The organism is Micromonospora kangleipakensis (genome assembly GCF_004217615.1).
GTDB lineage: Bacteria > Actinomycetota > Actinomycetes > Mycobacteriales > Micromonosporaceae > Micromonospora > Micromonospora kangleipakensis.
On record NZ_SHLD01000001.1, the window covers coordinates 1,631,693 to 1,658,564 of the forward strand.

The 26,872-nt window shown below is 74.1% G+C and carries 23 protein-coding genes and 1 pseudogene; 9 read left to right on the plus strand and 15 right to left on the minus strand.

The features are described from left to right. Nucleotides 1-15: 15 nt before the first annotated feature. The 8 genes from cydD to deoC all read right to left on the minus strand — a co-directional run bounded on the left by cydD (nt 16) and on the right by deoC (nt 8,897). A complete protein-coding gene (gene cydD / locus EV384_RS07995) occupies nt 16-1,692 on the minus strand; it encodes a thiol reductant ABC exporter subunit CydD (protein ID WP_130331548.1) in 1,677 nt (558 codons plus the stop codon). Further along, on the minus strand, nt 1,689-2,696 hold the full coding sequence (locus EV384_RS08000; protein WP_130331550.1) for a cytochrome d ubiquinol oxidase subunit II: 1,008 nt from the start codon (nt 2,694-2,696) through the stop codon (nt 1,689-1,691). Before EV384_RS08000 ends, cydD begins: the two co-directional genes overlap by 4 nt. An 11-nt stretch (nt 2,697-2,707) precedes the next feature. Further along, nucleotides 2,708-3,955 (minus strand): cytochrome ubiquinol oxidase subunit I, encoded by a 1,248-nt coding sequence (locus tag EV384_RS08005; RefSeq protein ID WP_130331552.1) that lies wholly within the window; start codon nt 3,953-3,955, stop codon nt 2,708-2,710. 159 nt (nt 3,956-4,114) lie between these two features. Then, a complete protein-coding gene (locus EV384_RS08010) occupies nt 4,115-5,020 on the minus strand; it encodes a M56 family metallopeptidase (protein WP_130331554.1) in 906 nt (301 codons plus the stop codon). Between the two features lie 10 nt (nt 5,021-5,030). Next, nucleotides 5,031-5,492, minus strand: coding sequence for a BlaI/MecI/CopY family transcriptional regulator (locus EV384_RS08015; protein WP_130331556.1), 462 nt, complete (start codon nt 5,490-5,492; stop codon nt 5,031-5,033). Nucleotides 5,493-5,669: 177 nt separating this feature from the next. Continuing rightward, nucleotides 5,670-6,509 carry an aldehyde dehydrogenase family protein gene (locus EV384_RS08020; protein WP_130331558.1) on the minus strand — a complete coding sequence of 280 codons (840 nt, stop codon included), beginning with the start codon at nt 6,507-6,509 and terminating at the stop codon, nt 5,670-5,672. Then, nucleotides 6,502-7,932, minus strand: coding sequence for an aldehyde dehydrogenase family protein (locus tag EV384_RS08025; RefSeq protein WP_130331560.1), 1,431 nt, complete (start codon nt 7,930-7,932; stop codon nt 6,502-6,504). Before EV384_RS08025 ends, EV384_RS08020 begins: the two co-directional genes overlap by 8 nt. A 5-nt stretch (nt 7,933-7,937) precedes the next feature. Continuing rightward, a complete protein-coding gene (deoC, locus tag EV384_RS08030) occupies nt 7,938-8,897 on the minus strand; it encodes a deoxyribose-phosphate aldolase (protein ID WP_130331562.1) in 960 nt (319 codons plus the stop codon). Between the two features lie 136 nt (nt 8,898-9,033). On the opposite strand from deoC, the gene upp reads away from it, so the two are divergent. Together upp and EV384_RS08040 are read left to right on the plus strand one after the other, a co-directional pair. Next, entirely contained in the window at nt 9,034-9,666 is a 633-nt protein-coding gene (gene upp / locus EV384_RS08035) for a uracil phosphoribosyltransferase (RefSeq protein WP_130331564.1), read from the plus strand. 99 nt (nt 9,667-9,765) lie between these two features. After that, nucleotides 9,766-10,443, plus strand: coding sequence for a GOLPH3/VPS74 family protein (locus EV384_RS08040; protein WP_130331566.1), 678 nt, complete (start codon nt 9,766-9,768; stop codon nt 10,441-10,443). Nucleotides 10,444-10,543: 100 nt separating this feature from the next. On the opposite strand, the gene EV384_RS08045 is transcribed toward EV384_RS08040, so the two are convergent. Together EV384_RS08045 and EV384_RS08050 are read right to left on the minus strand one after the other, a co-directional pair. Next, on the minus strand, nt 10,544-12,211 hold the full coding sequence (locus tag EV384_RS08045) for a phospho-sugar mutase (protein ID WP_130331568.1): 1,668 nt from the start codon (nt 12,209-12,211) through the stop codon (nt 10,544-10,546). 49 nt (nt 12,212-12,260) lie between these two features. Continuing rightward, on the minus strand, nt 12,261-14,267 hold the full coding sequence (locus tag EV384_RS08050) for a serine/threonine protein kinase (protein WP_130331570.1): 2,007 nt from the start codon (nt 14,265-14,267) through the stop codon (nt 12,261-12,263). A 204-nt stretch (nt 14,268-14,471) separates the two neighbouring features. Between EV384_RS08050 and EV384_RS08055 the strand changes: the two genes are divergently transcribed. Then, entirely contained in the window at nt 14,472-16,055 is a 1,584-nt protein-coding gene (locus tag EV384_RS08055) for an acyl-CoA mutase large subunit family protein (protein WP_130331572.1), read from the plus strand. A 638-nt stretch (nt 16,056-16,693) separates the two neighbouring features. Next, on the plus strand, nt 16,694-17,953 hold the full coding sequence (locus EV384_RS08060) for an amidohydrolase (RefSeq protein WP_130331574.1): 1,260 nt from the start codon (nt 16,694-16,696) through the stop codon (nt 17,951-17,953). On the opposite strand, the gene EV384_RS08065 is transcribed toward EV384_RS08060, so the two are convergent. After that, nucleotides 17,910-18,860, minus strand: a complete 951-nt coding sequence (locus EV384_RS08065) for a DUF4349 domain-containing protein (protein ID WP_130331576.1) — start codon at nt 18,858-18,860, stop codon at nt 17,910-17,912. The two genes, EV384_RS08060 and EV384_RS08065, sit on opposite strands and share 44 nt — an antisense overlap. A gap of 117 nt (nt 18,861-18,977) precedes the next feature. Here EV384_RS08065 and EV384_RS08070 point away from each other — a divergent pair, with 117 nt between their 5' ends. The 4 genes from EV384_RS08070 to EV384_RS08085 all read left to right on the plus strand — a co-directional run bounded on the left by EV384_RS08070 (nt 18,978) and on the right by EV384_RS08085 (nt 22,456). Then, entirely contained in the window at nt 18,978-19,607 is a 630-nt protein-coding gene (locus EV384_RS08070; RefSeq protein ID WP_130331578.1) for an MBL fold metallo-hydrolase, read from the plus strand. 4 nt (nt 19,608-19,611) lie between these two features. Continuing rightward, nucleotides 19,612-20,550 (plus strand): hypothetical protein, encoded by a 939-nt coding sequence (locus tag EV384_RS08075; RefSeq protein ID WP_130331580.1) that lies wholly within the window; start codon nt 19,612-19,614, stop codon nt 20,548-20,550. Between the two features lie 61 nt (nt 20,551-20,611). Further along, on the plus strand, nt 20,612-21,364 hold the full coding sequence (locus EV384_RS08080) for an SCO6745 family protein (RefSeq protein ID WP_130331582.1): 753 nt from the start codon (nt 20,612-20,614) through the stop codon (nt 21,362-21,364). Nucleotides 21,365-21,496: 132 nt separating this feature from the next. Further along, a complete protein-coding gene (locus tag EV384_RS08085; RefSeq protein ID WP_130331584.1) occupies nt 21,497-22,456 on the plus strand; it encodes a GNAT family N-acetyltransferase in 960 nt (319 codons plus the stop codon). A gap of 106 nt (nt 22,457-22,562) precedes the next feature. Here the strand turns inward: EV384_RS08085 and EV384_RS08090 are convergent, their stop codons facing one another. Then, nucleotides 22,563-23,018 carry a gamma-glutamylcyclotransferase gene (locus EV384_RS08090; RefSeq protein WP_130331586.1) on the minus strand — a complete coding sequence of 152 codons (456 nt, stop codon included), beginning with the start codon at nt 23,016-23,018 and terminating at the stop codon, nt 22,563-22,565. Nucleotides 23,019-23,124: 106 nt separating this feature from the next. Here EV384_RS08090 and EV384_RS08095 point away from each other — a divergent pair, with 106 nt between their 5' ends. Next, nucleotides 23,125-24,528: an NAD(P)H-quinone dehydrogenase gene (locus EV384_RS08095; RefSeq protein ID WP_130331588.1), complete on the plus strand. Its 1,404-nt coding sequence runs from the start codon at nt 23,125-23,127 to the stop codon at nt 24,526-24,528. A 38-nt stretch (nt 24,529-24,566) separates the two neighbouring features. Here EV384_RS08095 and EV384_RS08100 read toward each other — a convergent pair. The 3 genes and pseudogenes from EV384_RS08100 to EV384_RS08110 form a co-directional block, all read right to left on the minus strand. Continuing rightward, nucleotides 24,567-24,911: pseudogene (locus tag EV384_RS08100) on the minus strand (SDR family oxidoreductase); the annotation flags it as partial. Nucleotides 24,912-24,982: 71 nt separating this feature from the next. Continuing rightward, the gene (locus tag EV384_RS08105; RefSeq protein WP_130331592.1) at nt 24,983-25,708 is read right to left on the minus strand and encodes a DUF998 domain-containing protein; all 726 of its coding nucleotides are present in this window, start codon (nt 25,706-25,708) and stop codon (nt 24,983-24,985) included. A gap of 113 nt (nt 25,709-25,821) precedes the next feature. Beyond that, complete coding sequence (locus EV384_RS08110) at nt 25,822-26,430, minus strand: DedA family protein (RefSeq protein ID WP_130331594.1); 609 nt, start codon at nt 26,428-26,430, stop codon at nt 25,822-25,824. Between the last annotated feature and the right edge of the window lie 442 nt (nt 26,431-26,872).

Genomic DNA, 26,872 nt, shown 5'->3' on the forward strand with positions numbered 1-26,872 from the left:
TCGGTCCGGGGCTCATCAGATCGCCTTCCCGACCGGTGTCGGGGTCAGCTCGGTGACCCGGCCGTCCTCGACGCGGAGGATCCGGTCGGCGTCCTCCAGCAGCGCGGGTCGGTGCGCGACCAGCAACGCCGTGCGCCCGGCGACCAGCCGGCGGGTGGCGGCCAGCACCACCGCCTCGCTGGCGGAGTCCAGCCGCGCGGTCGGCTCGTCGAGGAGCACCACTGGGGCGTCGCGGAGGAACGCCCGGGCCAGCGCGACCCGCTGCCGCTGGCCGCTGGAGAGGCCGTGCCCGCGCTCGCCGAGCTCGGTCGCCAGCCCGTCGGGAAGGGCGGCGACCACGTCGTCCAGCGCGGCGTCGGCGACCGCCCTGCCGAGCGCGGCGTCGGTGGTCTCGGGCGCGCCGAGGCGGATGTTGTCGGCCAGCGAGGCGGCGAAGAGGTGCGCCCGCTGCGGCACCCAGGCCACCTGGCGGCGCCAGGCGTCGGGGTCGACGTGGGCGAGGTCGACCCCGGCCACGGTGACCCGGCCGGCGGTCGGGGTGACGAAGCCGAGCAGCAGGCCGAGCAGGGTGCTCTTGCCGGCGCCGCTCGGGCCGATGACCGCGATCCGCTCGCCGGGGTGGATCGTCAGCGTGACGTCCCGCAGGGCGGTGGTCCGCTCGTACTCGACGGTCACGCCCTCGAAGCGGATCTCGCCGTCACCGGGCGGCGTCGGGGCCGGCGCGGCGGTCGGCGTGGCCACAGCCGGGGCGGCCGAGACGGTGAGCGCCTCGTCCAGGGCGGTGAGCCCCTCCATGCTGGCGTGGAACCGGCTGCCCGCCGCCCGCAGCGGCAGGTACGCCTCCGGGGTGAGCAGCAGCACCAGCAGCGCGGTGGAGAGGGTGATCCCGCCGCCGAGCAGCCGGATGCCCACCGGCACGGCGACCAGCGCCACCGAGAGGGTGGCGACCAGCTCCAGCACCAGCGCGGAGAGGAAGGCGATCCGCAGCGTCCGCAGGGTCGCCTGGCGGTGCCCGTCGGCCATCCGGCGGACCACGTCGACCTGCGCCCGCGCCCGGCCGAACGCGCGCAGCGTCGGCAGCCCGGCGACCATGTCCAGGAAGTGCCCGCCGAGGCGGGAGAGCCGCCGCCACTGCCGTTCGGTGGCGGCCTGCGCCTGCCAGCCGAGCAGCGCCCCGAAGACCGGGATGAGCGGGAGGGTCAGCGCGATGATCAGCGCCGAGCTCCAGTCGGCGAGGACGATCCGGGCCAGCACGGCGAGCGGCACGGTGACGCTGAGCACGAGCTGGGGGAGGTAGCCGGTGAAGTAGGCGTCCAGCGCGTCGAGGCCGCGCCCGGCGAGGGTGGCCAGCTGCCCGGCTCGTTGCCCGGCGACCCAGCCCGGCCCGTGCCGGCCGACGGCGCGGAGCAGGTCCGCGCGCAGCGCCGCCTTCACCGTCGCCGCCGCCCGGGCCGCCGCCGTGCCCTGGGCCCAGCTGACCAGCGCCCGGGCGGCGACCGCCGCCACGAAGCCGGCCAGCGCCGGCCGGTGCAGCCGCCCGTCGACCGCGGTCGCCAGCAGCGTGGCCAGCGCGGTGGCCTGCGCGACCACCAGCAGTGCGGTGAGCCCGCCGAGGACCGCGAGCACGGCGAGGTCGCGCCGGGCCGCAGGGACCCGGCGCAGCAGACGCGGGTCGAACGGGCGGCGGTTCACCAGTACACCGGTGCCCTGCCGTCGGTCCGTCCCCGGAACACCCACCAGCACATTGCCTGAAAGCCTAGTAGGGCCGGCAGGAGCGGCAGCGCGAGCCAGCCCAGCAGCCGCAGGGTGGGCCCGCTCGCCGCGGCGTCGGCCACGGTCAACCCGGCCCCGGGCTCGACCGTGGAGACCAGCGCCCAGGGCCAGAGCGCCGCCCCGACCAGCAGCACCGGCAGCGCCAGCGCCGCGCTGGTGGCGGCGAAAGCCAGCCCGGGCCGCCGCCGGACGAGCGCCGTCCGGGCCGCCAGCAGCGCCGCCACCAGCACCAACGGCAGCAGTACGGCCGCCGCCGGCTGCGCCACCGCGGCGCGTACCCGGTCGGAGAGCAGGCCGAGGACGGTGGCCGCGCCGACCGCGGCGAGCGCCACCGGGACCAGCCGGCGGGCCAGCCGGGCGACCGGCGCGACCTCGGTGGCCGGCAGCCGGAGCGTGAGGAACGTCGCACCCTGCGCCGCGACCAGTGACAACATGGCCAGCGCGGCGGCGGCCACGAACGGGGTGAAGACGTGCGTCACCCCGGCGACGTGGCGGTCGGCCCGCAGCGGTACACCCTGCAGCAGCCCGGCGAGCAACGCGCCCCAGCCCAGCGCGGCGAGCGCGCTGCCGACGACGACCACCCGGTCCCAACCGGCCCGGGCCCGCGCGCCGGCCGGCCTGCTGCGCAGCTGCACCCCGGCGGTCACTAGGACCACGCCGGCCAGCGCGCCGACCACGGCCGGGTAGAGCCCGGAGAGCAGCTCGCCCTCCAGCGTGGGGAAGGCGCCGAAGAGGATGCCGACGGCGGCGACCAGCCAGACCTCGTTGCCGAGGAAGAACGGCCCGACGGCGGTGAGCGTCGCCCGCCGGGCGGCCGGGGTGGCCCGCCGGGCCAGCAGCAGCCCGACGCCGTAGTCGTAGCCGCCGAGGACGAGGTAGGTGGCGAAGAAGAGGCCGAGCAGGGCGTACCAGGCGAGTTCCACGGCGGGCTCCCTCAGGCGAACGCGGGTTCGGGGCGGATGTCGGGGTCGGACGCGGGTGGGCGGCCGAGGGCGGGATCGGCCGCGCCGCGGGCGGCGTGCCGGGCGAGCAGCACCCAGTTCGTCACGGCGAGGGTGCCGAGCAGCAGGCTGAAGCCGATCAGGGAGGTGAGCATCACGCCGCCGCCGACCGGGGAGACCGCCTGGTCGGTCGGCAGCAGCCCGTACGCGACCCAGGGCTGGCGGCCCACCTCCCGGGCGATCCAGCCGAGGATCACCGCGACGAAGGGGAGCGGCAGGGCGAGCAGGGTCAGCCAGAGCGGGAACCGCAGCCGGATGATCCAGTCCCGCCAGAGCAGCGGCAGCAGGAGCCAGACGCAGCCGAGGGTGAAGCCGATGAGGATCATGAAGCCCAGGCCGACGTTGGAGAGCGCCGGCGGGAGGTAGTCGCCCGGGCCGAACTTCGCCGTCCACTCGGCGACCAGCGCGTCGCGGTCGGCGCCGCCGCCGAACTTGGTGGGCTGCACCTCCCCGACCGGGCCGAACTGGGCGAACCCGAATCCCTGCACCAGAACGACCGCGAGCGCAGCGGTGACGAGCCCGATCCGCAGCGATGTGCGGAACAGCGCGAAGTCGGGGGTGCGCCGGATCAGGTGCCACGCGCTGACGGCGGCCATCAGGACCCCGCCGGTGAGCAGCGCGGCGGCGACCACGTGGCCGAAGGCGAAACCGAGGGTGGGGTTGGTGAGCAGCGCGCCGAAGTCGGTCAGGTGGGCGACGCCGTCGCGCAGCTCGTAGCCGACCGGGTGCTGGAGCCAGGCGTTCGCCACCATGATCCAGAAGGCCGAGGCGTACGCGGTCAGCGCCACCCCCCAGAGCAGCGCGAGGTGTGCGCCCCGGCGCAGCCGGTGCCAGCCGAAGATCCACATGCCGAGGAACGTGGACTCCAGGAAGAACGCCACCAGCGTCTCGATGGCCAGCGGCGCGCCGAAGACGTTGCCGACGTAGCGGGACAGCCCGCTCCAGTTCAGCCCGAACTGGAACTCCATCACGATGCCGGTGGCGATGCCGAGCACGTAGTTGATCACGTAGAGCTGGCCCCAGAAGCGGGTCAGCCGCTCGTAGACCGGCTTGCCGGTGAGGTAGCCGGCGGTCTGGAGCCCGACCAGCAGGGTGACCAGGCCCAGCGTGACCACCACGAAGAGGAAGTGGATCGAGGTGGTGGTGGCGAACTGCAGGCGGGCGAGGAGCAGGGTGTCCATGGTCGGTCTCCCACGGTTGGCTCGCTTGTCGTAGTGACCCTACACGTAGATTGTCTACGCATATCTACTACGTCATGTAGTAAGAAAATGTACGACGAGCCGTAGTAGTACGCGGGGTGGGGGTGCCGAACAGGCCGGCGGCGTCGCCGCGAGCCGAGGTCAGCTCAGGAAGAGGGAGATCGGCAGGGCGACCAGGGTGCTGGCCACGGTCAGCGCGGTCGCGCCGAGCAGCCGGGGCGGGCGGTCCGCGACCAGCAGCCGCCGCACCCGTACGTCGAGGTCGCGGTCGCCCATGCCGAGCGCGCCGGCCGGGGTGACCCGGTGACCGGCGGCGGCGAACCGGCGCAACGCCCCGGCGAGCGGCTCCTCGGCGTGCAGTTCGCGGGCCTTGTCGTCGGCCCGCATCTCGACCAGCAGGGCCACCCGCTCGTGCGCGTCGCGCACCCAGCGGAACCAGGGCAGCGCCCGGCAGAGCGCGGTGAACGGCAGCAGCACCAGGTCGTGCCGCTCCTGCGCGTGCGCCCGCTCGTGGGTCAGCACCGCCTCGAGCTCGGCCCGGTCCAGCAGGCTCAGCGTCCCGGCGCTGACCACCACCCGCGGCTTCACCCCCGGGAGGCAGTACGCCGCCGCGCTCGGGTGGTCGAGCACCAGCGCGCCCGGCACCGTCGGGTCCCGCCGGGCGACCAGGGTGAGCAGGTCCCGGTGCCGACGCTGCGCGCGAACCGCGCCGTGGACGCTGCGGACGGTCGTGGTGAGCAGCACCGCGCCGATGCCGAAGCCGACGCCGACCAGGCCCAGGTGGACCGCGCCCAGCCCGGCCGGGAGGGTGCCGTGGAAGAGGTCGGTGGCGAGGGCGAGCAGCGCGCTGCCGGTCGGCCGGTCGTACGCGGCCAGGCCGACCGCCATCGGCAGGCCCATCGCGGAGAGGCCGAGCGCCAGCCCGACCGCCTGCCAGCAGACGATCGCCACCCGGGGGGCGCGCCAGGTCCAGGTCGCCGCGGCGAGGACCTGCGCGGTCAGCCAGCAGGCCAGGGTGGTCGCGGCGAAGTGCACGGCGTACGCCACGGCGGTCGCCCTACCGGTCCGTCGCCTCGTCGGTGACCCTCGGCCGGTCGGCCCGCGGGTCCTCGACCCGGTCGGTCAGCCGCGGCCCGCCGTCGCCCGGCCCGGAGAGCCCGGCCTCGGCGCCCAGCGCCGCGCGCAGCACCTCGGCCTCGGTGCCGGTGACCGAGCGGGCGAAGCGCACCAGCGCGGCGTCCCGGCTGCCGCCGAGGTCCAGCGCGTCGAGCATGAGCTGGGCGATGTGCGCCTCGCGGCTGGCGGCGGCCCGGTAACGCCAGGCCCGACCCTCCCGCTCGCGCTGCACCATGCCCTTGCCGGCGAGCCGGTCGAGCACGGTCATCACCGTCGTGTAAGCCAGTTCGCGCCCGTCCAGGGCATCGGCGACCTCGCGCACGGTGACCCCGTCCGACGTGCCCGGGACCACGTCCCACAGCACGTCCATCACCGCACGTTCAAGATCCCCAAGGCGCGTCACGCCGCAATCCTACCTCGCGTAGTAGAGCCCTCCCGCGGCGGGACACGTGAGATGACACCCCTCACGCGGACCGGGCCCACGACAGGTTTTCCGGGGAGCCCCGCCTGCGCAGGGATCAAGCCTGACCGCCCGGAGCGGGCAGGGCTCCCCGGAAAACCCCAAGGCCGGGAACGAGACTCACACCCCCTTCGGGTGCCAGACCGTCTTCGTCTCCAGCAGCGTGGTCATCCGCGTGACGCCCGGGTCGGCGAACCAGTCGTGGTCGACCGGGGCCGGCCGGAGCACCCGCTTGAGGTTCTGCGCCGCCTTGACCTCCAGATCGGCCGCCAGCTCGGCGTCGGCCACCCCGGTCAGGTCGATCGCGTTGACGTCCATGTGCGCGGCGAGCGTCGGCACCGTCTCGGTCAGCCGGCCGGTCAGGATGTTGACCACGCCACCCGGCAGGTCGGAGGTGGCCAGCACCTCGGCCAGGGTCACCGCGGCCAGGGGCTGCGCCGGCGAGGCCGCCACCACCACGGTGTTGCCGGTGACGATCGCCGGGGCGATCACGCTGACCAGGCCGAGCAGCGCCGGCGTCTCGGGGGCCACCACGGCCACCACGCCGGTCGGTTCGGGCGCCGACAGGTTGAAGTACGGCCCGGCGACCGGGTTCGCGCCGCCGTACACCTGGGCGAGCTTGTCGGACCAGCCGGCGTACCAGACCCAGCGGTCGATCGCCGCGTCCACCTCGTCGGCCGGCACGCCCAGCGCGACGAACTGCTCGCGGCGGCCCTCCAGCATCTCCGCGACCCGGTAGAGGATCTGACCCCGGTTGTACGCGGTCGCCCCGGCCCAGCCCTGCACGGCGGCGCGGGCGGCGACCACCGCGTCCCGCGCGTCCTTCCGCGAAGCCAGCGCGACGTTGGCTGTTTCATCCCTGCCGGATTGCACGAGATACGACCGTCCCGACTCGCTGCGTGGGAACTTCCCGCCGATGAAGAGCTTGTACGTCTTGCGTACCGCGACCCGCTCAGACATTGAGGTAGCCCTCCAGCCCGTGCCGGCCGCCCTCGCGACCGTAGCCCGACTCCTTGTAGCCGCCGAACGGCGAGGTGGGGTCGAACTTGTTGAACGTGTTGGCCCAGACGACGCCGGCGCGGAGCCGGTCGGCCATCCAGAGGATCCGGGAGCCCTTGTCGGTCCAGATCCCGGCCGACAGCCCGTACGGCGTGTTGTTGGCCTTCTCGACGGCCTCGGCCGGGGTGCGGAAGGTCAGCACCGACAGCACCGGGCCGAAGATCTCCTCGCGGGCGATCCGGTGTGCCTGGGTGACCCCGGTGAAGATCGTCGGCGCGAACCAGAAGCCGCGCTCGGGCAGCTCGCACGGCGGTGACCAGCGCTCGGCGCCCTCGGCGGCGCCGGCCTCGGACAGCTCGCGGATCCGGGCGAGCTGAGCGGCCGAGTTGATCGCCCCGATGTCGGTGTTCTTGTCCAGCGGGTCACCGACCCGGAGCTGGGCCATCCGCCGCTTCAGCGATTCCAGCACCCGGTCGGCGACCGACTCCTGAACCAGCAGCCGGGAGCCGGCGCAGCAGACGTGCCCCTGGTTGAAGAAGATGCCGTTGACGATTCCCTCGACCGCCTGGTCGACCGGGGCGTCGTCGAAGACGATGTTGGCCGCCTTGCCACCCAGCTCCAGCGTGACCTTCTTGCGAGTGCCGGCGACGGACCGGGCGATGGCCCGGCCGACCTCGGTGGAGCCGGTGAAGGCCACCTTGTCGACGCCCGGGTGCTCGACCAGGGCCCGGCCGGTGTCACCGGCGCCGGTGACGATGTTGACCACGCCGGCCGGCAGGTCGGCCTGCTGGCAGATCTCGGCGAAGAGCAGCGCGGTCAGCGGGGTGGTCTCGGCCGGCTTCAGCACCACCGTGTTGCCGGCGGCGAGCGCCGGGGCGATCTTCCAGGCCAGCATCAGCAGCGGGAAGTTCCACGGGATGACCTGCGCGGCCACGCCGAGTGGCTTCGGGCCCGGCCCGAAGCCCGCGTGCTCCAGCTTGTCGGCCCAGCCGGCGTAGTAGAAGAAATGCGCGGCGACCAGGGGCACGTCGACGTCGCGGGACTCCTTGATCGGCTTGCCGTTGTCCAGCGACTCCAGCACCGCCAGCTCGCGGGAGCGCTCCTGGATGATCCGGGCGATCCGGTACAGGTACTTGGCCCGGTCCCGGCCCGGCATCGGACCCCAGACCTTCTCGTACGCCTGCCGGGCGGCGCGGACCGCGCGGTCCACGTCCTGGCTGCCACCCTCGGCGACCTCGGCGAGGACCTCCTCAGAGGCCGGGTTGATCGACTTGAAGCTGCCGCCGTCGGTCGGATCGACGAACTGGCCGTCGATGAAGAGCCCGTAGGAGGCTTTCAGATCCACCACCGAGCGGGACTCGGGGGCGGGCGCGTATTCGAACATCACTCTCAGTCCAGGGTGAAGTAGTCGGGACCGGAGTAGACGCCGGTCGTCAGCTTGGTGCGCTGCATGAGCAGGTCGTTCAGCAGGCTGGACGCGCCGAACCGGAACCAGTCCGGGTCGAGCCAGTCCGCGCCGACGGTCTCGTTGACCATGACCAGGTACTTGATCGCGTCCTTGGTGGTCTTGATGCCGCCGGCCGGCTTCACGCCGACCTGCCGCCCGGTGGCGGCGCGGAAGTCGCGGACCGCCTCCAGCATCACCAGGGTCACCGGCAGCGTCGCGGCGACCGGGACCTTGCCGGTGGAGGTCTTGATGAAGTCGCCGCCGGCCAGCATGGCCAGCCAGGAGGCCCGCCGCACGTTGTCGTACGTGGCCAGCTCGCCGGTCTCCAGGATCACCTTGAGGTGGGCGTCCCCGCAGGCGGACTTGGTGGCCACGATCTCGTCGTAGACCTCCTTGTAGCGCCCGGCCAGGAACGCGCCCCGGTTGATCACCATGTCGATCTCGTCGGCGCCGGCCTCGACGGCCGCCCGGGTGTCCGCGAGCTTGACCTCAAGCGGGGCCTGGCCGGACGGGAAGGCGGTCGCCACGCTGGCCAGGTGCACGCCGGAGCCGCGCAGCACCTCGGCCACGTACGGGACCATCGCCGGGTAGACGCAGACCGCGCCGACGTGCGGGCAGGTCGGGTCGGCCGGGTCGGGGCGCAGCGCCTTCGCGGCGAGCGCCCGCACCTTGCCCGGGGTGTCGGCCCCCTCAAGGGTGGTCAGGTCGACCATCCGGATCGCCAGGTCGATGGCCTGGGCCTTGGCGGTGGTCTTGATGGAGCGGGTGCCGAGCTGTGCCGCCCGCTGCTCCGCGCCGACCTGGTCCACGCCGGGCAGGCCGTGCAGGAAGGTCCGCAGAGCGGTCTCGGATCGTCCCAGCTCGGAGAGGTCCGACCGGGCCGACGTCGCTGTCGCCGTCATGCCTCGAATACTACGCATCCGTGCGCCGGGTGATCTTGGTCACGGTCACCTGGTCGGGAGCGCCACACGTGAGCGGCGTCGCTGGTCACCCCGCACCCGCACTGCCGGCCCCCGCGGACCGGTAGGTTGAGCGATCGTGGACGTACACGTCATTGACCACCCGCTCGCCCAGTCGCGGCTGACCGCCATGCGGGACGCCCGGACCGACTCGTCGTCGTTCCGGGCCGCGCTGCACGAACTCACCACCATGCTGGTGTACGAGGCCGCGCGCTCCTTCCCCGTCGAGAAGTACCCGATCCAGACCCCGGTCACCGCCACCGAGGGCACCCGACTGGCCAACCCGCCGCTGCTGGTGCCGGTGCTGCGGGCCGGTCTCGGCATGGCCGACGCCGCGCTCGGCCTGCTGCCCGAGTCGTCGATGGGCTTCGTCGGCCTGGCCCGGGATGAGGTGACGTTCGAGCCGCGCGCTTACATGGAGTCGCTGCCCCGCGACCTGACCGGCCTGCCGGTGCTGGTCCTCGAACCGATGGTGGCCACCGGCGGCTCGCTGGAGCACTGCTGCCGGCTGCTCGCCGATCGCGGCTGCACCGACATCACCGTGCTCTGCGTCCTCGTCGCGCCAGTGGCCATCGAGCGGCTGGAGCAGTCGGGCCTGCCGCTGCGCCTGGTCACCGCCTCGATCGACGAGGGCCTGAACGACCGGATGTTCATCGTCCCGGGCCTCGGCGACGCCGGCGACCGCCAGTTCGGTGGCATGCCCCGCTTCTGACGCGACCGCTCGGCCCGTCGGTGACCCCGGCGGGCCGGACGGGTCGACCGGGCGAGTTGCCGCGCGGGGGGATGCGGACAAGCGCTAGCGTCTCGGGCCATGACTGGTGTTGCGCTCGCCGAAGAGCTGCTGCTCCTCGCCTATGACGACGAAACCGGCAAGGCGACCATGCCGCGGATCAGCCTGGACCTCGGGATGGCCGCCGCGGTGCTGATCGAGCTGGCCCTGGCCGGCCGGATCGCGTACGCCGAGGGAAGCCTGGCGGTGACCGATCCGGCGCCCACCGGCGAGCCGGTCGCCGACGAGGTGCTCGCCCGGATCGCCGCAGACACCCCGCACACGCCGTCGTCCTGGGTGCAGCGGCTGCGGCACGGCCTGCGCGACCGCATCCTCGGCGACCTGTGCGGCCAGGGGGTGGTCCGGGACGTCGACGAGACCGAGCTGGGCTTCATCCACGTGCACCGCTACCCGGTCGCCGACGCCTCGGTGGAGGCGGACATCCGCCGCCGCCTGGCCGCGGCGCTCACCAGCGGCGAACTCCCCGACGAGCGGACTGCCGCGCTGGCCACCCTGGTCGCGGTGCTGCGGATGGAGCCGGCGCTGGGGTTGACCGGCGACGACGCCCGGGACGCCCGCCGCCGGCTGGAGGAGATCTCCGGCGGCGCCGGCTTCTCCGGCAACGTCAGCCTGGACGACTCGGTGGTCCGCCCCTCGGTCGGCCTGGTGGTCGCCGCCCTGGGCCAAGCCGTCGACGCCGCCCTCGGCAAGCGCGACTGACCCCTCGCTCCCTCACCCCGACCCTGTTGACCAAGAGGCTTGCGTCTCCGGAGACCCGCTCCGGGACGCAAACCTCTTGATCAACTCCCTGCCGGGCGGGTCAGCTGCCCAGGGCGGCGGCGATCTCGGTGCGGAGGGCGGAGATCGCGGCGGCCGCGCGCTGCCGGGCCGCGGGCACGTCGCCGTCCGCGACCGGCTCCACCACCTCCAGGTACGCCTTGAGCTTCGGCTCGGTGCCGGAGGGCCGGATCACCACCCGGGCCGCGTCGGTCCGCAGGATCACCACGTCGGCCTCCGGCAGCAGGTCGGTCGACTCCGTGACCGGGTGCCCCAGCAGGCTCGTCGGGGTGGTCGCTCGGATCCGCGTCATCATGTCGGCGATCAGCCGCAGGTCCTCGACCCGCACCGAGAGCTGGTCGGTGTGGTGCACGCCGAACTCGGCGGCCAGCTCGTCGAGCCGGTCGGTGAGCGTGAGGCCCTGCGCCTTCAGGACGGCGGCCAGCTCGGCGACGGTCAGCGCGGCGGTGATGCCGTCCTTGTCCCGGACGTGTCCCGGCGCCACGCAGTAGCCGAGCGCCTCCTCGTACCCGAAGACCAACGGCTCGGCCCCGCCACCCGCCCGGACGATCCACTTGAAGCCGGTCAGCGTCTCGTCGTACGGCAGGCCGCGGGCCGCGCACATCGCCCGGAGCAGGGACGACGACACGATGGTGGTGGCGTACAGGCCGGTCACGCCCCGGCGCATCAGGTGGTCGGCGAGCAGCGCGCCCACCTCGTCCCCGCGCAGCATCCGCCAGCCCGTCAGACCGTCCCGGACGACCACCGCGCAGCGGTCGGCGTCCGGGTCGTTGGCGATGGCGATGTCGGCGCCGGTCGAGTCGGCCAGCGCCACCAGCCGGTCGACCGCGCCCGGCTCCTCCGGGTTGGGGAAGCTCACCGTCGGGAAGGCCGGGTCCGGCTCGGCCTGGTCGGGCACCACGCCCGGCACCGCGAAGCCGGCCGCGGCGAAGGCGGCGGTCAGCACCGCGGCGCCCACCCCGTGCAGCGGCGTGTACGCCACCTTCAGCTCCCGGGGGCCGTCCGGGTCGATCAGCGTGGCGGCCCGGGCCACGTAGGAGGCGACCAGGTCGTCGCCGAGCACCTCGCCGGCCGGGCCGAGCGGCACCTGCGCCAGCGGGCCCACCGCCCGGATCGCGGACTCGATGCCGGCGTCGGCCGGCGGCACGATCTGCGCGCCCCCACCGAGCTCCCCGCCGAGCTGCGCGCCCAGGTAGACCTTGTAGCCGTTGTCCTGCGGCGGGTTGTGGCTGGCGGTGACCATCACCCCGGCCACCGCGCCGAGGTGCAGCACCGCGTACGCGAGCACCGGCGTGGGCAGCGGCCGGGGCAGCAGCAGCGCGGGGCGCCCCGCCCCGGTGGCGACCTGGGCGGTGCGCTCGGCGAAGGCCCGGGAACCGTGCCGGGCGTCGTACCCGATCACCAGCGGGCCGGTCCCGCCCTGGGCGGCGAGCCAGCCGACCAGCCCGGCGGCGGCCTGGGTGACCACCGCGAGGTTCATCCCGTTCGGGCCGGCGCGCAGCGGGCCGCGCAGGCCGGCGGTGCCGAAGGTCAGTGGCCCGGCGAACCGGTCGGCCAGCTCCGGCGCGCTGGCCGGCAGCCCGTCGAGCACCGCCCGCAGCTCGTCCCGGCTGGTCGGGTCGGGGTCGTCGTCGAGCCACCGCCGGGCCTGCTCGCGAAGTTCGTCAAGGTCAGTGGTTTCCGCCGCCATTGCCCCTTGATAGCACGGCGGCGGATCACCACTGGCCCGCGGCCTCGACTCAGTTGGCCCCGCTGAGCTGAAAGGAGCTCGCCATCGCCTCGAAGATCGGCCGGCTCGCGTCGAACTCGGCGTCGTTGGCGGTCAGGTAGAACGAGTAGACCTTGCCGTCCTTCACCACCCCGCGCCACACCCCGTGCCGCTTGGTCGCACCGTCGCCGCAGGTGTACTCGAACTCGGCCGCCGGCTCGCCGGCGAGCTTCGGCTGCGACATCGCGAGCTCCTGGTACGGCTTGGCGCAGGACTTGCTCTTGTCCCGCAGGTTCCGCGAGGCGAACTCCGCCCAGCTGACCGAGGTGCCGTTCCACTTCTCGGCGAGGATCCGCACCTTGCGCCCGCTGTCCTGCGGGTCGACGTAGTCCACGAACAGGACGCCGCTCTTCCGGTCCCAACCCTTCGGCACCTGGACGCTGATGCCCTTGGCCGAGTGCTCCTGCATCTCCACGCCCGGCCCGGCGGGCGCCGTCGCGGTCGGCAGCGACGTGACGATCTGCCGGTTCGGCTCTGGGTCGCCGCTGAACAGCACGACCGCGCCGATCAGCAGCAGCACCGCCAGGCCGCCGGCCGCGGCGAGCTGCGCCTTGCGCGGCCAGCCCTTGACGGTGCCGACCAGCTTGCCGCCGGTGCCCTTCAGCGTGCCCAGCGCGCCGCCGGAGCCGGATCCGCCGGGGGCGGTGGCCGGCGAGGCCCACGGCTGCCCGGTGCCCGGCACCGACCACTGGCCGCCGCCGTACACGGGCTGGGTGGCCTCGGGGGCGCGGCCGTACACCGGCTGAGTGGCGTCCGGATGGCCGGTGAAGATCCGCTGGGTGGCCTCGGGCGTGCCGTACGCGGTACCGGCGCGTCCCGGTGTGGGCATCGCCCCGGTCGGGGTGTGCAGCGGACCGGCCAGCGCGTCCGCGCTGGTCTCGTCGAGGGCGGCGCCGCCCTCGGCCGCCGACTCGGGGCGCTCGCCCCGGCGCAGCGCGGCGAGCCGGTCGGTGAGCGACTCACCGGGCCCGATCATCGCGCGGCCGCCGATCTGGCCGGTCGGCTTCGGCTCCGGCGCGGCCGGGGGCGGCGGCGCGGCCGGCCGCTGCACCGGCACCACGGCGTACGGGTCGGTGACCGAGTTGACCGCGGTCGCGGTGCTGGTCAGCGGGCCGGCGAGCAGCTCGCGCAGCATCGCCCGGGCGGTGTGCACGTCCAGCCGCCGGGCCGGGTCCTTCTCCAGCAGCCCCATCAGCACCCGGGTCAGCGGACCGCTGCGCTGCGGGGTGGCCGGCGGGTCCTCGACCACGGCGTGCATCGTCTCGATGGGGTCGCCCTTGTCGAAGGGCGGGCGCCCCTCCACCGCGGTGTAGAGCGTGACGCCCAGCGAGAAGAGGTCGCTGGGCGGCCCGAACTCCTGGCCCATCGCCCGTTCCGGCGAGATGAAGTGCGGCGACCCGAGCACCATGCCGGGCGTGGTGAGCTGCACGTCGGTGGGCATCCGGGCCACCCCGAAGTCGGTCAGCACGCAGCGACCGTCGTTGCAGATCAGCACATTGGCCGGCTTCACGTCCCGGTGCAGCACGCCGATCGCGTGCGCGACCTCCAGGGCGCCGAGCAGGGCGATGCCGATCTTGGCGACCGCGCGGGGCGCCACCGGCCCGTCCTCGATGACCATGTCGGCGAGGCTGCGGGCGTCCAGCAGCTCCATCACGATCCACGGCCGGCCACCCTCGGTGACCACGTCGTACACCTGGACCACCGCGGGGTGCTGGATGGCGGCGGCGGCGCGGGCCTCGCGCAGGGTGCGCTCGTACATCGCGTCGCGGTCGCTCGGGGCCAGCCCGGGCGGGAGGACGACCTCCTTGACCGCCACGTCACGGCGCAGCAGCGTGTCTGAGGCGCGCCAGACCGTGCCCATGCCGCCGTTGCCCACCGGGGACCGCAGCGAGTAGCGACCACCGATGGTGGTGCCGGGTGCCGCGCGTCCGTTCGGGGGACTGACTGGTCCACCGCTCCACGTCGGGATCTGAGTCACAGAAAAGCCACCGGGGGATCGAGGGGGGCTGGGACACAACCCCCCTATCTTGCTGGTTCCGACGGCCGATGCGAAACCCGACGCGGCGGACGTTTACTTACTCGACGGTATGTGGCCAGGTGTTCACCTCTCGTCGATCTCCGTCGACGTCGGTGTGCGGTATCCCTCACCCACCGACGTCCGCTGGCGTCCTACCATCCGGTAATGAGCGAACGGCGGTCAAGCGAATCCGGTTTCCCGATCAAGGGCGTCTACACGGCGGCCGACCTCCCCGGGGAGCTGGCGGACCGGCTGGGCGCGCCGGGCGAGTTCCCGTACACCCGCGGGGTCTACCCCACCATGTACACCTCCCGCCCGTGGACGATGCGGCAGTACGCCGGCTTCGGCACCGCCACCGAGTCCAACGCGCGGTACCACCAGTTGTTGCGGGCCGGCACGATGGGCCTCTCGGTCGCCTTCGACCTGCCCACCCAGATGGGGTACGACTCCGACGACCCGATCGCGCACGGCGAGGTGGGCAAGGTCGGCGTGGCCATCGACTCCATCGAGGACATGCGGCTGCTCTTCGACGGCATCCCGCTGGACAAGGTCTCCACCTCGATGACCATCAACGCGCCCGGCTCGGTGCTGCTCCTGCTCTACCAGCTCGTCGCCGAGGAGAACGGGGTCGCCGGGGGCGCGCTGAACGGCACCATCCAGAACGACATCCTCAAGGAGTACATCGCCCGGGGGACGTACATCTTCCCGCCGAAGCCCTCGCTGCGGCTGGTCGCCGACACCTTCGCGTACTGCCGCAAGGAGGTGCCGAAGTGGAACACCATCTCCATCTCCGGCTACCACATGGCGGAGGCCGGTGCGACGCCCGCGCAGGAGATCGCGTTCACGCTGGCCAACGGCGTGGAGTACGTCCGCGCCGCGCTGGCGGCCGGGCTGGCCGTGGACGACTTCGCGCCCCGGCTGTCGTTCTTCTTCGTCGCCCGGACCACCCTGCTGGAGGAGGTCGCCAAGTTCCGCGCGGCCCGGCGGATCTGGGCCCGGCTGATGCGTGACGAGTTCGGCGCGAAGGATCCGAAGTCGATGATGCTGCGGTTCCACACCCAGACCGCGGGCGTGCAGCTCACCGCCCAGCAGCCGGAGGTCAACCTGGTCCGGGTGGCGGTCCAGGGGCTCGGCGCGGTGCTCGGCGGCACCCAGTCGCTGCACACCAACAGCTTCGACGAGGCGATCGCGCTGCCCACCGAGAAGGCGGCCCGGCTGGCGCTGCGGACCCAGCAGGTGCTGGCGTACGAGACGGACCTGACCGCCACCGTGGACCCGTTCGCCGGGTCGTACGTGGTGGAGGCGATGACCGCCGAGATCGAGGCGGCGGCGACCGAGCTGATGGAGCGGGTGGCCGACCACGGCTCGGCGGTGGACGCGATCGAGGCCGGCTTCCAGAAGCGGGAGATCGAGCAGTCGGCCTACCGGATCGCGCAGGAGATCGACTCCGGCGAGCGGGTGGTGGTGGGCCTCAACCGCTTCACCCTCGACGAGGAGGAGCCGTACGAGCCGCTGCGGGTGGACCCGACCATCGAGGCGGCCCAGGCGGAGCGGCTCGCGAAGCTCCGCGCCGAGCGGGACAACGGGGCGGTCGAGCGGGCGCTCGCGGAGCTGCGCGACGCCGCCGAGGGCTCCGCGAACGTGCTCTACCCGATGAAGGAGGCGCTGCGGGCCCGGGCCACGGTGGGCGAGGTCTGCGGCACGCTGCGCGCGGTGTGGGGGACGTACCGGCCGAGCGACCGGTTCTGACCTTCGTCGACGGCGGCCCCCGCCGGCGCCCCGGCGCCGACGCGGGCCGCCGTCCGCTCTTCCGAGCTGCGAAAACGGGCGTCGCCGCAGGTCGTCGGGCGGCGCTACAGTCGGTCTTCTCCCCGTACGTCGGCGGAGCGGAGGGCGCGGCGCGGGCCTCCCGGGCGACGTCGCCCGGCCCGTCCGGCCGGCCCGGGGCAGCGGGGCCCGCCGCCCGCCCGAGTGTGCGGATCGGGAATGCGGGTAAACCCGACCGGGTGATCGGGACGGACAGCCTGTGCGGTCGCGTTCGGATCGGTCATGTCACCGTCGGGAGTCACCCGGCCGCCCAGCGTCGCCGGCTAATTGTCGGAGCGGCAGTTAATTGTCGCGACTAATGCGACAATTCGGAACGACGGCCCGGGTTTTCGTGACCGCCGAAACGGTTACGCGTTGTAGGAGGTGGGGGGCAGATGACGGCGTTCGACCGCGATCTACCTGCTGTCCCGCAGATATTCGAGCCCTCTCACCAGGGCATTCGTGACGCTGTGCGGTCCGATCGCTACGGGAAAGATGTTGCCCAGCGTCACCGCCGGAGGTCTAGGCTGTCTGCTGTTCTCCCCGATGATCCATCCATCTCTAGTGATCGAGAATTCGACGTGACGAGTGCGTTGACGCTGCCCACCGGCGGCCAGCTGGCGTCGTCCTGGCCGGAGGCGCCGTCCGGGTCCCAGCCCCTGCCCTTCGAGCTCGACCATCTGCTCGCCCTCCGGGTACCCGGCCTCATCGCCACCCGCCGTCACATTCACTCCCACCCGGAGCTCTCCGGCGAGGAGTTCGAGACGGCGGCGCTGATCGCCCGCGAGCTCTCCCTGGCCGGGCTGAACCCGCGCCTGCTGCCCAAGGGCAACGGCGTCATCTGCGACATCGACGGGCGGCCGGACGGACCGGTGATCGCGCTCCGCGCCGACATCGACGCGCTGCCGCTGACCGACCCGAAGGACGTGCCGTACCGGTCCACGGTGGACGGCGTCTGCCACGCCTGCGGGCACGACGTGCACACCTCCGTGATGCTCGGCGTCGGCATGCTGCTGGCCCAGCTCGCCGACCTCGGCCGGCTCGACGGCCGGGTCCGGCTCATCTTCCAGCCGGCCGAGGAGATCCTGCCCTGCGGCTCCCTGGAGGTCATCGAGGCCGGCGGTCTCGACGACGTGGTGCAGATCTTCGCCGTGCACTGCGACCCGAACCTGCCGGTGGGCAGGGTCGGCCTGCGGGTCGGCCCGATCACCGCCGCCGCCGACAACGTCACCGTCCGGCTCACCGGGCCGGGCGGGCACACCGCCCGCCCGCACCTGACCGTCGACCTGGTCGACGCGCTCGGCCGGCTGGTCACCGAGGTGCCTGCCCTGGTCAGCCGCCGGGTGCCGGCCAACAGCGGGCTGCTGCTGGTCTTCGGCCACGCCTCGGCCGGCACCCGCTACAACGTCATCCCGTCCGAGGCCTGCGCCGCCGGCACCCTGCGGGTGATGGACCGCGACACCTGGGAGCTGGCCCCGAAGATCGTCGCTCAGGTGGTCCGGGACGTCATCGCTCCCACCGGCGCGACGGTCGACCTGGAATACCTGCGCGGCCGCCCGCCGGTCAGCAACGACGCCCGGGCCATCGGGGTGCTGACCGCCGCCACCGCCGCCGCGCTCGGCCCCGAGGGGATCGCGGAGACCCCGCAGAGCATGGGCGGCGAGGACTTCTCCTGGTACCTGGAGCACGTGCCCGGGGCGCTCGCCCGCCTCGGCGTCGGCCGGGCCGGTCCGAACGTGGACCTGCACCGGGCCTCGTTCGACGTGGACGAGCGCGCCATCCCGGCCGGCGTACGCCTCATGGTGCAGACCGCGTTGCGGGCACTGGCGGCGGCGCGGTAGGTCCGGCCGGCGGCCCGAGCGGCGTCGGACCGGCCGGCGGCGTCCGCCGACGCCGGCTACGGCGCAGCACCCGGACCAGCAGCGCCACCGGTACGCCGAAGGCCACCAGCCACGGCAGCAGCGCACCGAGCACGGTGAGCAGCACGGTCACCGAGGCGAGGAAGACCTCCCAGCCACCCCGCAGCCCGACCAGGAACCCGATCTCGGTCTGCTCCTCCTCGGTGGAGGCGTCCCTCCCCACGAACGTCACCGTGATGGTGGAGAGCGCGGTCAGGTCGGCCAGCCGGCGCTTCTTCGCCTCCAACGAGGCGAGGTCGGCCTCCCGCCGGCCCAGCTCGTTCTCCAGGTTCACCAGCTCGCCCGTCGAGGTGGCCCGGTCCAGCAGCTTGCGGGCGCTCTCCACCCGCGCCCGCTGGCTGGTGATCCGGGCGTCCAGGTCGACCGTCTCCTCGGTGACGTCCTGGGTGTGCACCTCGCGCCGCTGCTGCCGGCCAAGCTTCGCCAGCTCGTCCACGACCGCGGTGAACTTCGCCGCCGGCACCCGCAACTCCAACTCCGCCCGCGCGTCCGCCGACTCGCTGCGCCGCTGGTCGCCGCCGACGAACCCGCCCGCCGCGGTCACCGCGGCGATCGCCTCCCGGGCGGCCCGCTCCACGTCGTCGACCTGCACCTGCATCGTTCCGGTGTAGATGATCGACCGCTGGTCGACCCGCAGGTCCGGCGCGCCCGCGCCGGCCTTGCCGGGCTCCGCCTGGCCCTGGTCGGCCGCGCCGCCGGCCGGCGCCTGCGCCGCCGGGCCGCTGCTCCTCGTCGGCTCTCCCGCGCCGCAACCGCCGGCGAGCAGCACCGCGACCAATCCCACCGCCGCCAGGGGTACGCCCCGACGGCGTCCTGTTCTTACGCTCATCCCCGCTCCGATCCTCGTGGCCCCGTCCCGGGGCGATACGTCGGACGCGACGCGACACCGCGCCGGTTCCGGCAGACTGCGCTGAGGACGTCACGATTCGATAATCGAGGAGTCACGATGCAGGTCACCAAGTACGCCCACTCCTGTGTCCGGGTGGAGCACGACGGGGGAGTGCTCGTCGTCGACCCCGGGGTGCTCAGCGAGCCCGAGGCGTTGGACGGGGCGGACGCGGTGCTGATCACCCACGAGCACCCGGACCATGTGAACCCGGAGCTGCTGGCCAGGGCGCTGGAGCGTCGTCCGTTCACCGTCAACGGTCCGGCCTCGCTCGCCGGCGTCCTCGGTGACGCGGCCGAGGCGCTGACCGTGGTCGCGCCGGGCGAGTCGTTCACCGCCGCCGGGGTGGCGGTCCGCGCGTACGGCGGCCGACACGCCCTCATCCACCCCGACATCCCCGTGATCGAGAACCTGGGCTACCTGATCAACGACGTGGTCTACCACCCGGGGGACTCCCTGGACGTCCCCGAGGAGGTCCCGGTGGACACCCTCTTCGCGCCGATCCACGCGCCCTGGTCGAAGTTCTCCGAGGTGGTCGACTTCATCCGGGCGGTCGCCCCGCGCCGCGCGTACGCCCTGCACGACGGACTGCTCAACGACAACGGGTTCGCGGTGCTCAACCGGCAGTACACCGCGCTGTCGAACACCGAGTACCAGCGGCTCGAGCCGGGCACCCGGTTCGACGCCTGAGCCGGTGCCCGGCCCCTCCCGCGAGCTGGTCCAGCGGCTCTACGCGACGCCACCGGACCGGTTCGTCGCCGCCCGGGACGCCGCCGTCGCCGAGGCGCGCCGGGCCGGCGACCAGGCCGCCGCCCGGGAGCTCGCCCGGCTGCGCCGGCCCACCGTGGCCGCCTGGCTGGTCAACCTGCTGGCCATCCAGCGGCCCGAGCTGGTGGCCGACCTGGCGCAGCTCGCCGACGCGCTCCGCGCCGCCCAGCGCGACCTGCGCGGCGCCAAGCTCCGCGAGCTCTCCGCGCAGCGCCGGGCCGTGGTCGGCGCCCTGGTCGCCGAGGTACGCCGGCTCGCCGCCGAGACCGGCGACGCCCCGCCGGCCGGGAAGCTGCCGCTGGCCGAGGTCGAGGCGACCCTCAACGCGGCGCTCTCCGACGCCGAGGTGGCCGAGCAGATCCGCTCCGGCCGCCTGCTCCGGGCCACCAGTTACGCCGGCTTCGGCGAGGTGCCCCGCCCCCAGCTGCGGCTGGTCACCGGCGGCGCGGAGGAGCCCGCCGTACCGGATCGGGCGGCCGAGCGGGCCGAGACCCGGCGGGCGCGCGACGAACGGGCGGCGGAACGGGCCGCCCGGGCCGAGCGGGCGAAACGCCGCCGGGCGCTGGACCGTGAGCTGGCCCGCGCCCGGACCGACCAGGAACGCGCCGAGGCGGAGCTGGCCGGCGCGGTGCGGTCCGCCCAGGACGGCGCGGCGGAGCTGGACCGGATCGAGACCGAACTCGCCGAGCTGGAGCGCCGGCGGGCCGTCGCCGAGCAGGAGCTGAGCCGCGCCAAGCTGGCCCGCCGCGCCGCCGAGCGGGCGGTCACCGCCGCCCGCCGGCACACCGGCGAGGTCGAGGCCGCGGTGGAGGCGCTGGACGCCGAAGAGGGGGATGCCGCCGGCGGCGGTCAGCAGGCAGACTGACCGGGATGGATGACCACGGTGGACGGACGGTGTCCGCGCCCCCCGCTGCGGTGTCCGGCGCATGACCCCCGAGCAGGTCGCCGCCGCCAGCAAGCCGCTGGTGCTGGAGCTCGGGGAGGCGTTCAGCCGCTGCCCGGGGACACTGCGCCGGGCCCGCCTGCTCGGCATCTCCGGCTGGGCGTTCTACATCACCGGCCGGGCCGGCGCCCTCGGCGACGTACGCGCCGAGACGGTCGCCGCCGCCCTCGGCTTCATCGCCCCCGACGCGGTCGCCGACGGCTGGGACGCGGCGGCCCGCACGGTCCCACCGGTGGAGGTGGCCGCGGCGAACCTGGTCGAGTGCTGCCGCTGGGGCGGCCAGCACCTCGGCGACGCACCGCGGGTGGCCCGGCTGGTCGGGCTGCTGGAGCGGATCGTCGACGCGGCGGAGGCCAGCGGGATGCCGCTCTTCGCCGCCTGGCGGGCCATGCCGGTGCCGGACCGGTCGCCCGGGGCCCGGACAGCCGTCGGGCTGCTCCTGCTCCGCGAACACTTCGCCGGGGCGTACCTGCTCGCCGTCCGGGCGGCCGGGATGACCCCGCTGGAGGCGGTCCTGGCCGGGCCGGAGGGCGAGGCGGGCGCCGCCGCCTGCGGCTGGCCGCCGCCGTACCCGCCGGTGGGGCCGCTGGTCCGGCGGCGGCTCTGGGCCGAGGCGGTGACCGACCGGTTGGCCTCGACGGCGTTCCGGGCGCTCGGCCCCGGGGAGGGGGCGGAGCTGCTCGACCTGCTCACCGCCGTCCGGCTGCACCTGCGCCGGCCCGTCCCGGCCGGCTGACCGGCGGCACCCGTGCGGGCCGGCTGACCGGTGCCGCCCGTTCGGCGGGCCGGGGCGCCACCAGCACCGGCACGGCGGCGGCGGCGGAAAATGGGCGGCGCGGCCGGTAGGTGGCCTGCCAGGATCGGCGGCGTGACGCTTCCCGTCGGCTGGACCGCCCGCCGACCCACCCTCGACGACGTACCGGCGATCCTGAAGGTGGTGCACGCCGCCGACACCTTCGCCATCGGGTATCCGGACTTCTCCGCGGAGGACGTGGCGGAGTGCCTGACCGCGCCGTACGTCGACCCGGCCGCGGACTCGTGGCTAGGTCTGGACCCGGAGGGCGAGGTCGTCGCCTGGGCGATCGTGGACAACCCGACCGGGGTGGGGCGCGAGTTCGTCGAGGTGTACGTCGACCCGGACCGGGGCCGGCCGCTGCGCGCCCCGCTGCTGGCCCGACAACTGGCCCGGGTCGCCGAGCGGGCCGCCGCGCGTGGCCTGCCGGCGCTCACCGTCCGCTGCGCGGTGTACGAGCCGGAGAAGGAGTGGGAGCAGACGCTTTTCGACGCCGGGTTCATCCTGGCCAAGCGGTATGTCCGGATGAGCCGCCCGCTGGCCGGCCTGCCCAGCGCACCGCCCGCCCCGCCGCACGGCGTCACGGTCCGCCCGGTCCGTCCCGACGACGACGCCGAGCTGCGCACCTTCCACCGGATCTACGACGCCGCGTTCCGCGACACGCTGGACTACGAGCCGCAGGACTACGACCGTTGGCGGGCCCGGATCGGTGCCGGCAACGCCTGGGACGAGTGGTTCGTCGCCGAGGTCGACGGCGAGCCGGCTGGCGTACTTCAGTCCTCCGACCAGGGGCTCGACCAGAACGAGGGCTTCGTGAAGAACCTCGCGGTGCTGCCCGGGCAGCGGCGCCGGGGGGTGGGCGCCGCCCTGCTCCAGCACGCCTTCGCCCGGTACGCGGCCAAGGGCCGCGCCTCCGCGGGCCTCGGGGTCGACCTGACCAACCCGACCGCGCCGGTCTCGCTCTACCGGTCGGTGGGGCTGCGCGACGCGCGGATCGTCGACATGTACCAGCTCACCGTTCCGGCCACCGCCTGACCCGTCCGCCCCGGTGAGTACCACGGGTGTGTGATTGACGACCCGGGCCGGGGTCGGCGGCCGGTCGGGGCGGCGGCCGGAGCAGACTGGAGGCGTGCGATACGCGCTACGCCGACGCGGTGCCGGTGGGGCGGGACCGCAGCTCGGTGACGTAGTCGTCCGGCGCGCCCGCCTTCTCGGCCGCGTTCGCGATCTCCGACAGGTACCACGAGGTCGGCAGGCCGCCCTCGTACCCGTCGAAGACGTAGACCCACGCGGTCGCGTCCCCGTCGAGGGTGGAGACCCGGACGGTGAGCTTGCGGTACGTCCCGGCGGTCACGCCCTCGATCTCGTCGAGCTGCGCGGCGTCGTACGGGTGGATGTCGTAGAGCGCCACGAAGACCCGGTCACCCGGGGACTCGACCACGGTGCTGACCGAGCCCTCCCAGCCGATGACGCCCTCGCCCGCGAAGGTGAGCCGCCACCCCTCCAGCCAGCCGGTGCCCACCATCGGCGAATGCGGGCAGTAGGCGCGCATCCGGGCGGGGTCCAGGTTTGAGCCGTAAGCGGCGTAATGACGCACGGCGATGACGATAGCCCGGCCGGCGGGTGGGGGAGAATACGACGGTGCGTGTCGAGCACGTTGGGGAGAAGAAAGTCACTGTGAACACTGACGAGGGGCGAGCGCTGTGAGCCAGATCGTGATCATCGGCGGGGGACCGGCCGGGTACGAGGCGGCGCTGGTCGCCGCCCAGCTCGACGCTGATGTGATCGTGGTGGAGGCGGAGGGGGCCGGCGGCGCCTGCGTGCTCTCCGACTGCGTCCCGTCGAAGACCTTCATCGCCAGCTCAGAGGTGGTGACCGGCTACCGGGACACCGAGGAGTTCGGGGTGCACTCCGACGGGCTGGAGGCGGTCACCGTCGACGCCCGGGCGGTGCACGGGCGGGTGAAGCGGCTCGCGCTGGCCCAGTCCGCCGACATCCACGCTAAGCTGATCAAGGCCGGGGTGGAGTTCGTCGCCGGGACCGCCCGGCTCGGCGAGGACACGCTCGGTCACACCCACCGGGTGATCGTCACCCCGGCCGACGGCGCCGAGGAGTACTCCATCGCCGCCTCGACCGTGCTGGTCGCCACCGGCGCGACCCCGCGCCAGCTCCCCACCGCCGTGCCGGACGGCGAGCGCATCCTGACCTGGCGCCAGGTGTACGACCTGCCCGACCTGCCCCAGCACCTGATCGTGGTCGGGTCCGGCGTGACCGGCGCCGAGTTCGCCAGCGCGTACCTGGCGATGGGCGTCGAAGTCACCCTGGTCTCCAGCCGGGACCGGGTGATGCCGCACGAGGACGCCGACGCGGCGATGGCCATCGAGCGGGTGTTCCGCAACCGGGGCATGAGCATCCTCAACAACTCCCGGGCGGACGCGGTCCGCCGCACCTCCGACGGCGTCGAGGTCGAGCTCTCCGACGGCCGCAAGGTGTACGGCTCGCACGCGCTGATCGCCGTCGGTTCGATCCCCAACACCGCCAACCTCGGCCTCGCCGAGTACGGCGTGGAGCTGGCCCGGGGCGGTTACGTCACGGTCGACCGGGTGTCCCGGACCAACGTCCCCGGCGTCTACGCCGCCGGCGACTGCACCGGGGTGCTGCCGCTGGCCAGCGTCGCCGCGATGCAGGGCCGGATCGCGATGTGGCACGCGCTCGGCGAGGCGGTCCGGCCGCTGCGGCTGCGTACCGTCGCGGCGAACGTCTTCACCGACCCGGAGCTGGCCACGGTCGGCGTCTCGCAGGACGAGGTGGACGCCGGCAAGATCCCGGCCCGCCAGGTGATGCTGCCGCTCTCCGGCAACGCCCGGGCGAAGATGGACGACCTGGCCGACGGCTTCGTCAAGCTCTTCTGCCGCCCGGCCAGCGGTCAGGTGATCGGCGGCGTGGTGGTGGCCCCGAAGGCCAGCGAGCTGATCCTCCCGATCACCATGGCGGTGGAGAACAACCTCACGGTGAACGAGCTGGCCCAGACCATCACCATCTACCCCAGCCTCTCCGGCTCCATCACCGAGGCCGCCCGCCAGCTCATGCTCCACGAACTGGAGTAACCCCGTCTCCTCGGTCGGTGCCGTGGGCGGCGTCAGCGGAAGGCGGCGGCGAGCATCTGCCGGGCCTCCCCGCGCGGCATCTCCGACCAGCGCAGGTCCCGGCCGACGGCCCGACCGATGGTGCGGACCTGCTCCTCCTGGGTCAGGGTCGCCGGCCCGCTGAGCAGGTGCCGCGCGCCGGCGTGGCCGTCCGAGGTCAGCGCCGCGACGGCCACTTCGGCGAGGTCCCGCTCGTGGATCAGGGACCGGGCCGCCGACCCGTACGGCCAGCGCACCACGTCGCCGGCGCGGATCTGACCGGCCCACATCAGCGTGTTGGCGGCAAAGCCGACCGGGCGGAGGAACGTCCACTCCGCGCCGGACGCCTCGACGGCCCGGCCGACCGTGCCGGTCGCCCCCGTCACCAGGATCATCACGCCTCCTCGCCGGACCGGGCCGCCGTCGACCGTCGCGGTCACACGCTAGGAGTTGAAGTCGCGTTGAGGTCAACGGCACGGGTCGGCCGCGTCCCGCCGACGGCGGGCCGGCGGATCAGGCTCACCGCGACCACGGCGAGCACGCCGACCTCGGCGAGGATCAGCAGCCGTTCGGCCAGGCCGATCAGCACCCGGTCGCCCGGGTAGGCGGACCAGACCATGGCCCCGGCCAGGGCCAGGCTGGTCAGGGCGAGCGCGCGCAGCCAGGAGGCGCCGTGTCCGCCCAGCCGCCCGGCGAGCAGCCAGCCGGCCGGCGGCAACGCGAGGAAGGCGACCACCGAGGCGTACCGGTGCAGGTAGGCGGCGGTGTCCATGGGCAGGCCTGGCTCGTTGGTCGGCACCAGCGCGGAGACCACCAGTCCGGCGGTCCACGCCCAGAGCAGGACCGCCACCAGCCGGCCGGAGCTCGCGCCCGGCCCGGCGGGCGCCGAGGGTTCCGCCGTCCCGGCCGGCCCGGGCGCGCGGTGTGGGCGGCCCGGCAGGCCGGGGGCGCGGAGGACCGGGACCAGCACGGCGGTGGCCGCGGCGAGGACCGCCATCGCCACGTCGATGACGCCGCCCCGGTCCGAGACGGCGAAGTCGCTGACGGTCAGCGACCAGGGGTTCAGGTCGTCGTTCACTTCGAGATGACCGATCAGGGCGAGCACCGCCGCCAGGGCGATCCCGCCGAGGGCGAGCAGCCCGTGTCTCCGGGTTCCAGGCATGCCTCAGCCTGTCGCCGGGGGCACCCGAAGCGGATCCGGGACGGCCACCGACATCGATCCCCGGGACCACCCCTAGAGGCGGCCGGCGACCGCACCCGGTGCGAGCGGGGGGGTCAGTCGACGGGGACCTCGCGGCGGGCGTTGCGGGCGCTGATCGCCGTCATCGCCCAGCCCGCGCCCGCGAACCCGGCCGCCGCCGCGCCGCCGATCAGCGCCAGCCGCCAGGCCGACTGGGTCAGCGCGGTCCCGCCCAGGTGCCCGACCAGCGTCCCGTACGTCGCCCAGCCGGCCGCCGCGGCGGTCTCGTAGAGCAGGAAGAGCCGGTACGGGTAGCGGCTGCGCCCGGCGGAGAAGCAGGCCGCCATCCGGCCACCCGGCACGAACCGGCAGAGCAGGATCACCAGCGGCCCCGGTTCGCGCAGCCCCCGGGTGACCCGGCCGGCCATCCGGCGGGCCCGGCCGGGCATGGCATGCCGGGCCTCCCGGCGGTCCGGGGCGCGCCGCCCGATCAGGTAGCAGGCCAGGTCGCCGGCGAAGACGCCGAACGCGCCGACGGCGATGGTGAGCGGCAGGCTCAGCCCGCCGTACACGGTCAGCGCGCCGCTGGTGATCATGACGACCTGGGTCGGGATGACCGGTACGAAGGCGTCGGCGACCAGCAGCGTCAGCAGGGCGAGGTACGCCCACGTCGGCGACGCGACGTCAGTGATGAGTTCGGGCACGACTGCCACCTCGCCGATTTCCCCCGATTGCCTGCACCGAGCCTGACGGCGTGTCCGGCGTCACCGGTCGGGGCCCTGGCCGGTGGTGACCGCTGACACGGCAGGGCCACCGAATGACAACGACACGGCGACGCCGGATGTGACGGGACGTCGGCGTGGCGCGCGGCGCGGCGACGGGCGGCGGCTCGGCGCTCGTCGGCGTACCGTTGTCGGCGCGCGGCCACACGGACGTCGGGTCCCCCGTTCCTGACGACCGGGCCGCCGCGGGTCGCCGGCAGGTCCCGTGCCGGCGACCCGCCCCCTTTTCCGGGGCGCCCGCCCCCTCGATGACACCGCGAAATCCGGATGCGTGGCACGTCGACGCCCGCGTACCGTCGCCGCATGCGCAGCGCGGTGGTGACCACGACGCCGGGAATCCCCGGCGCGCCGCACTGACGTAACC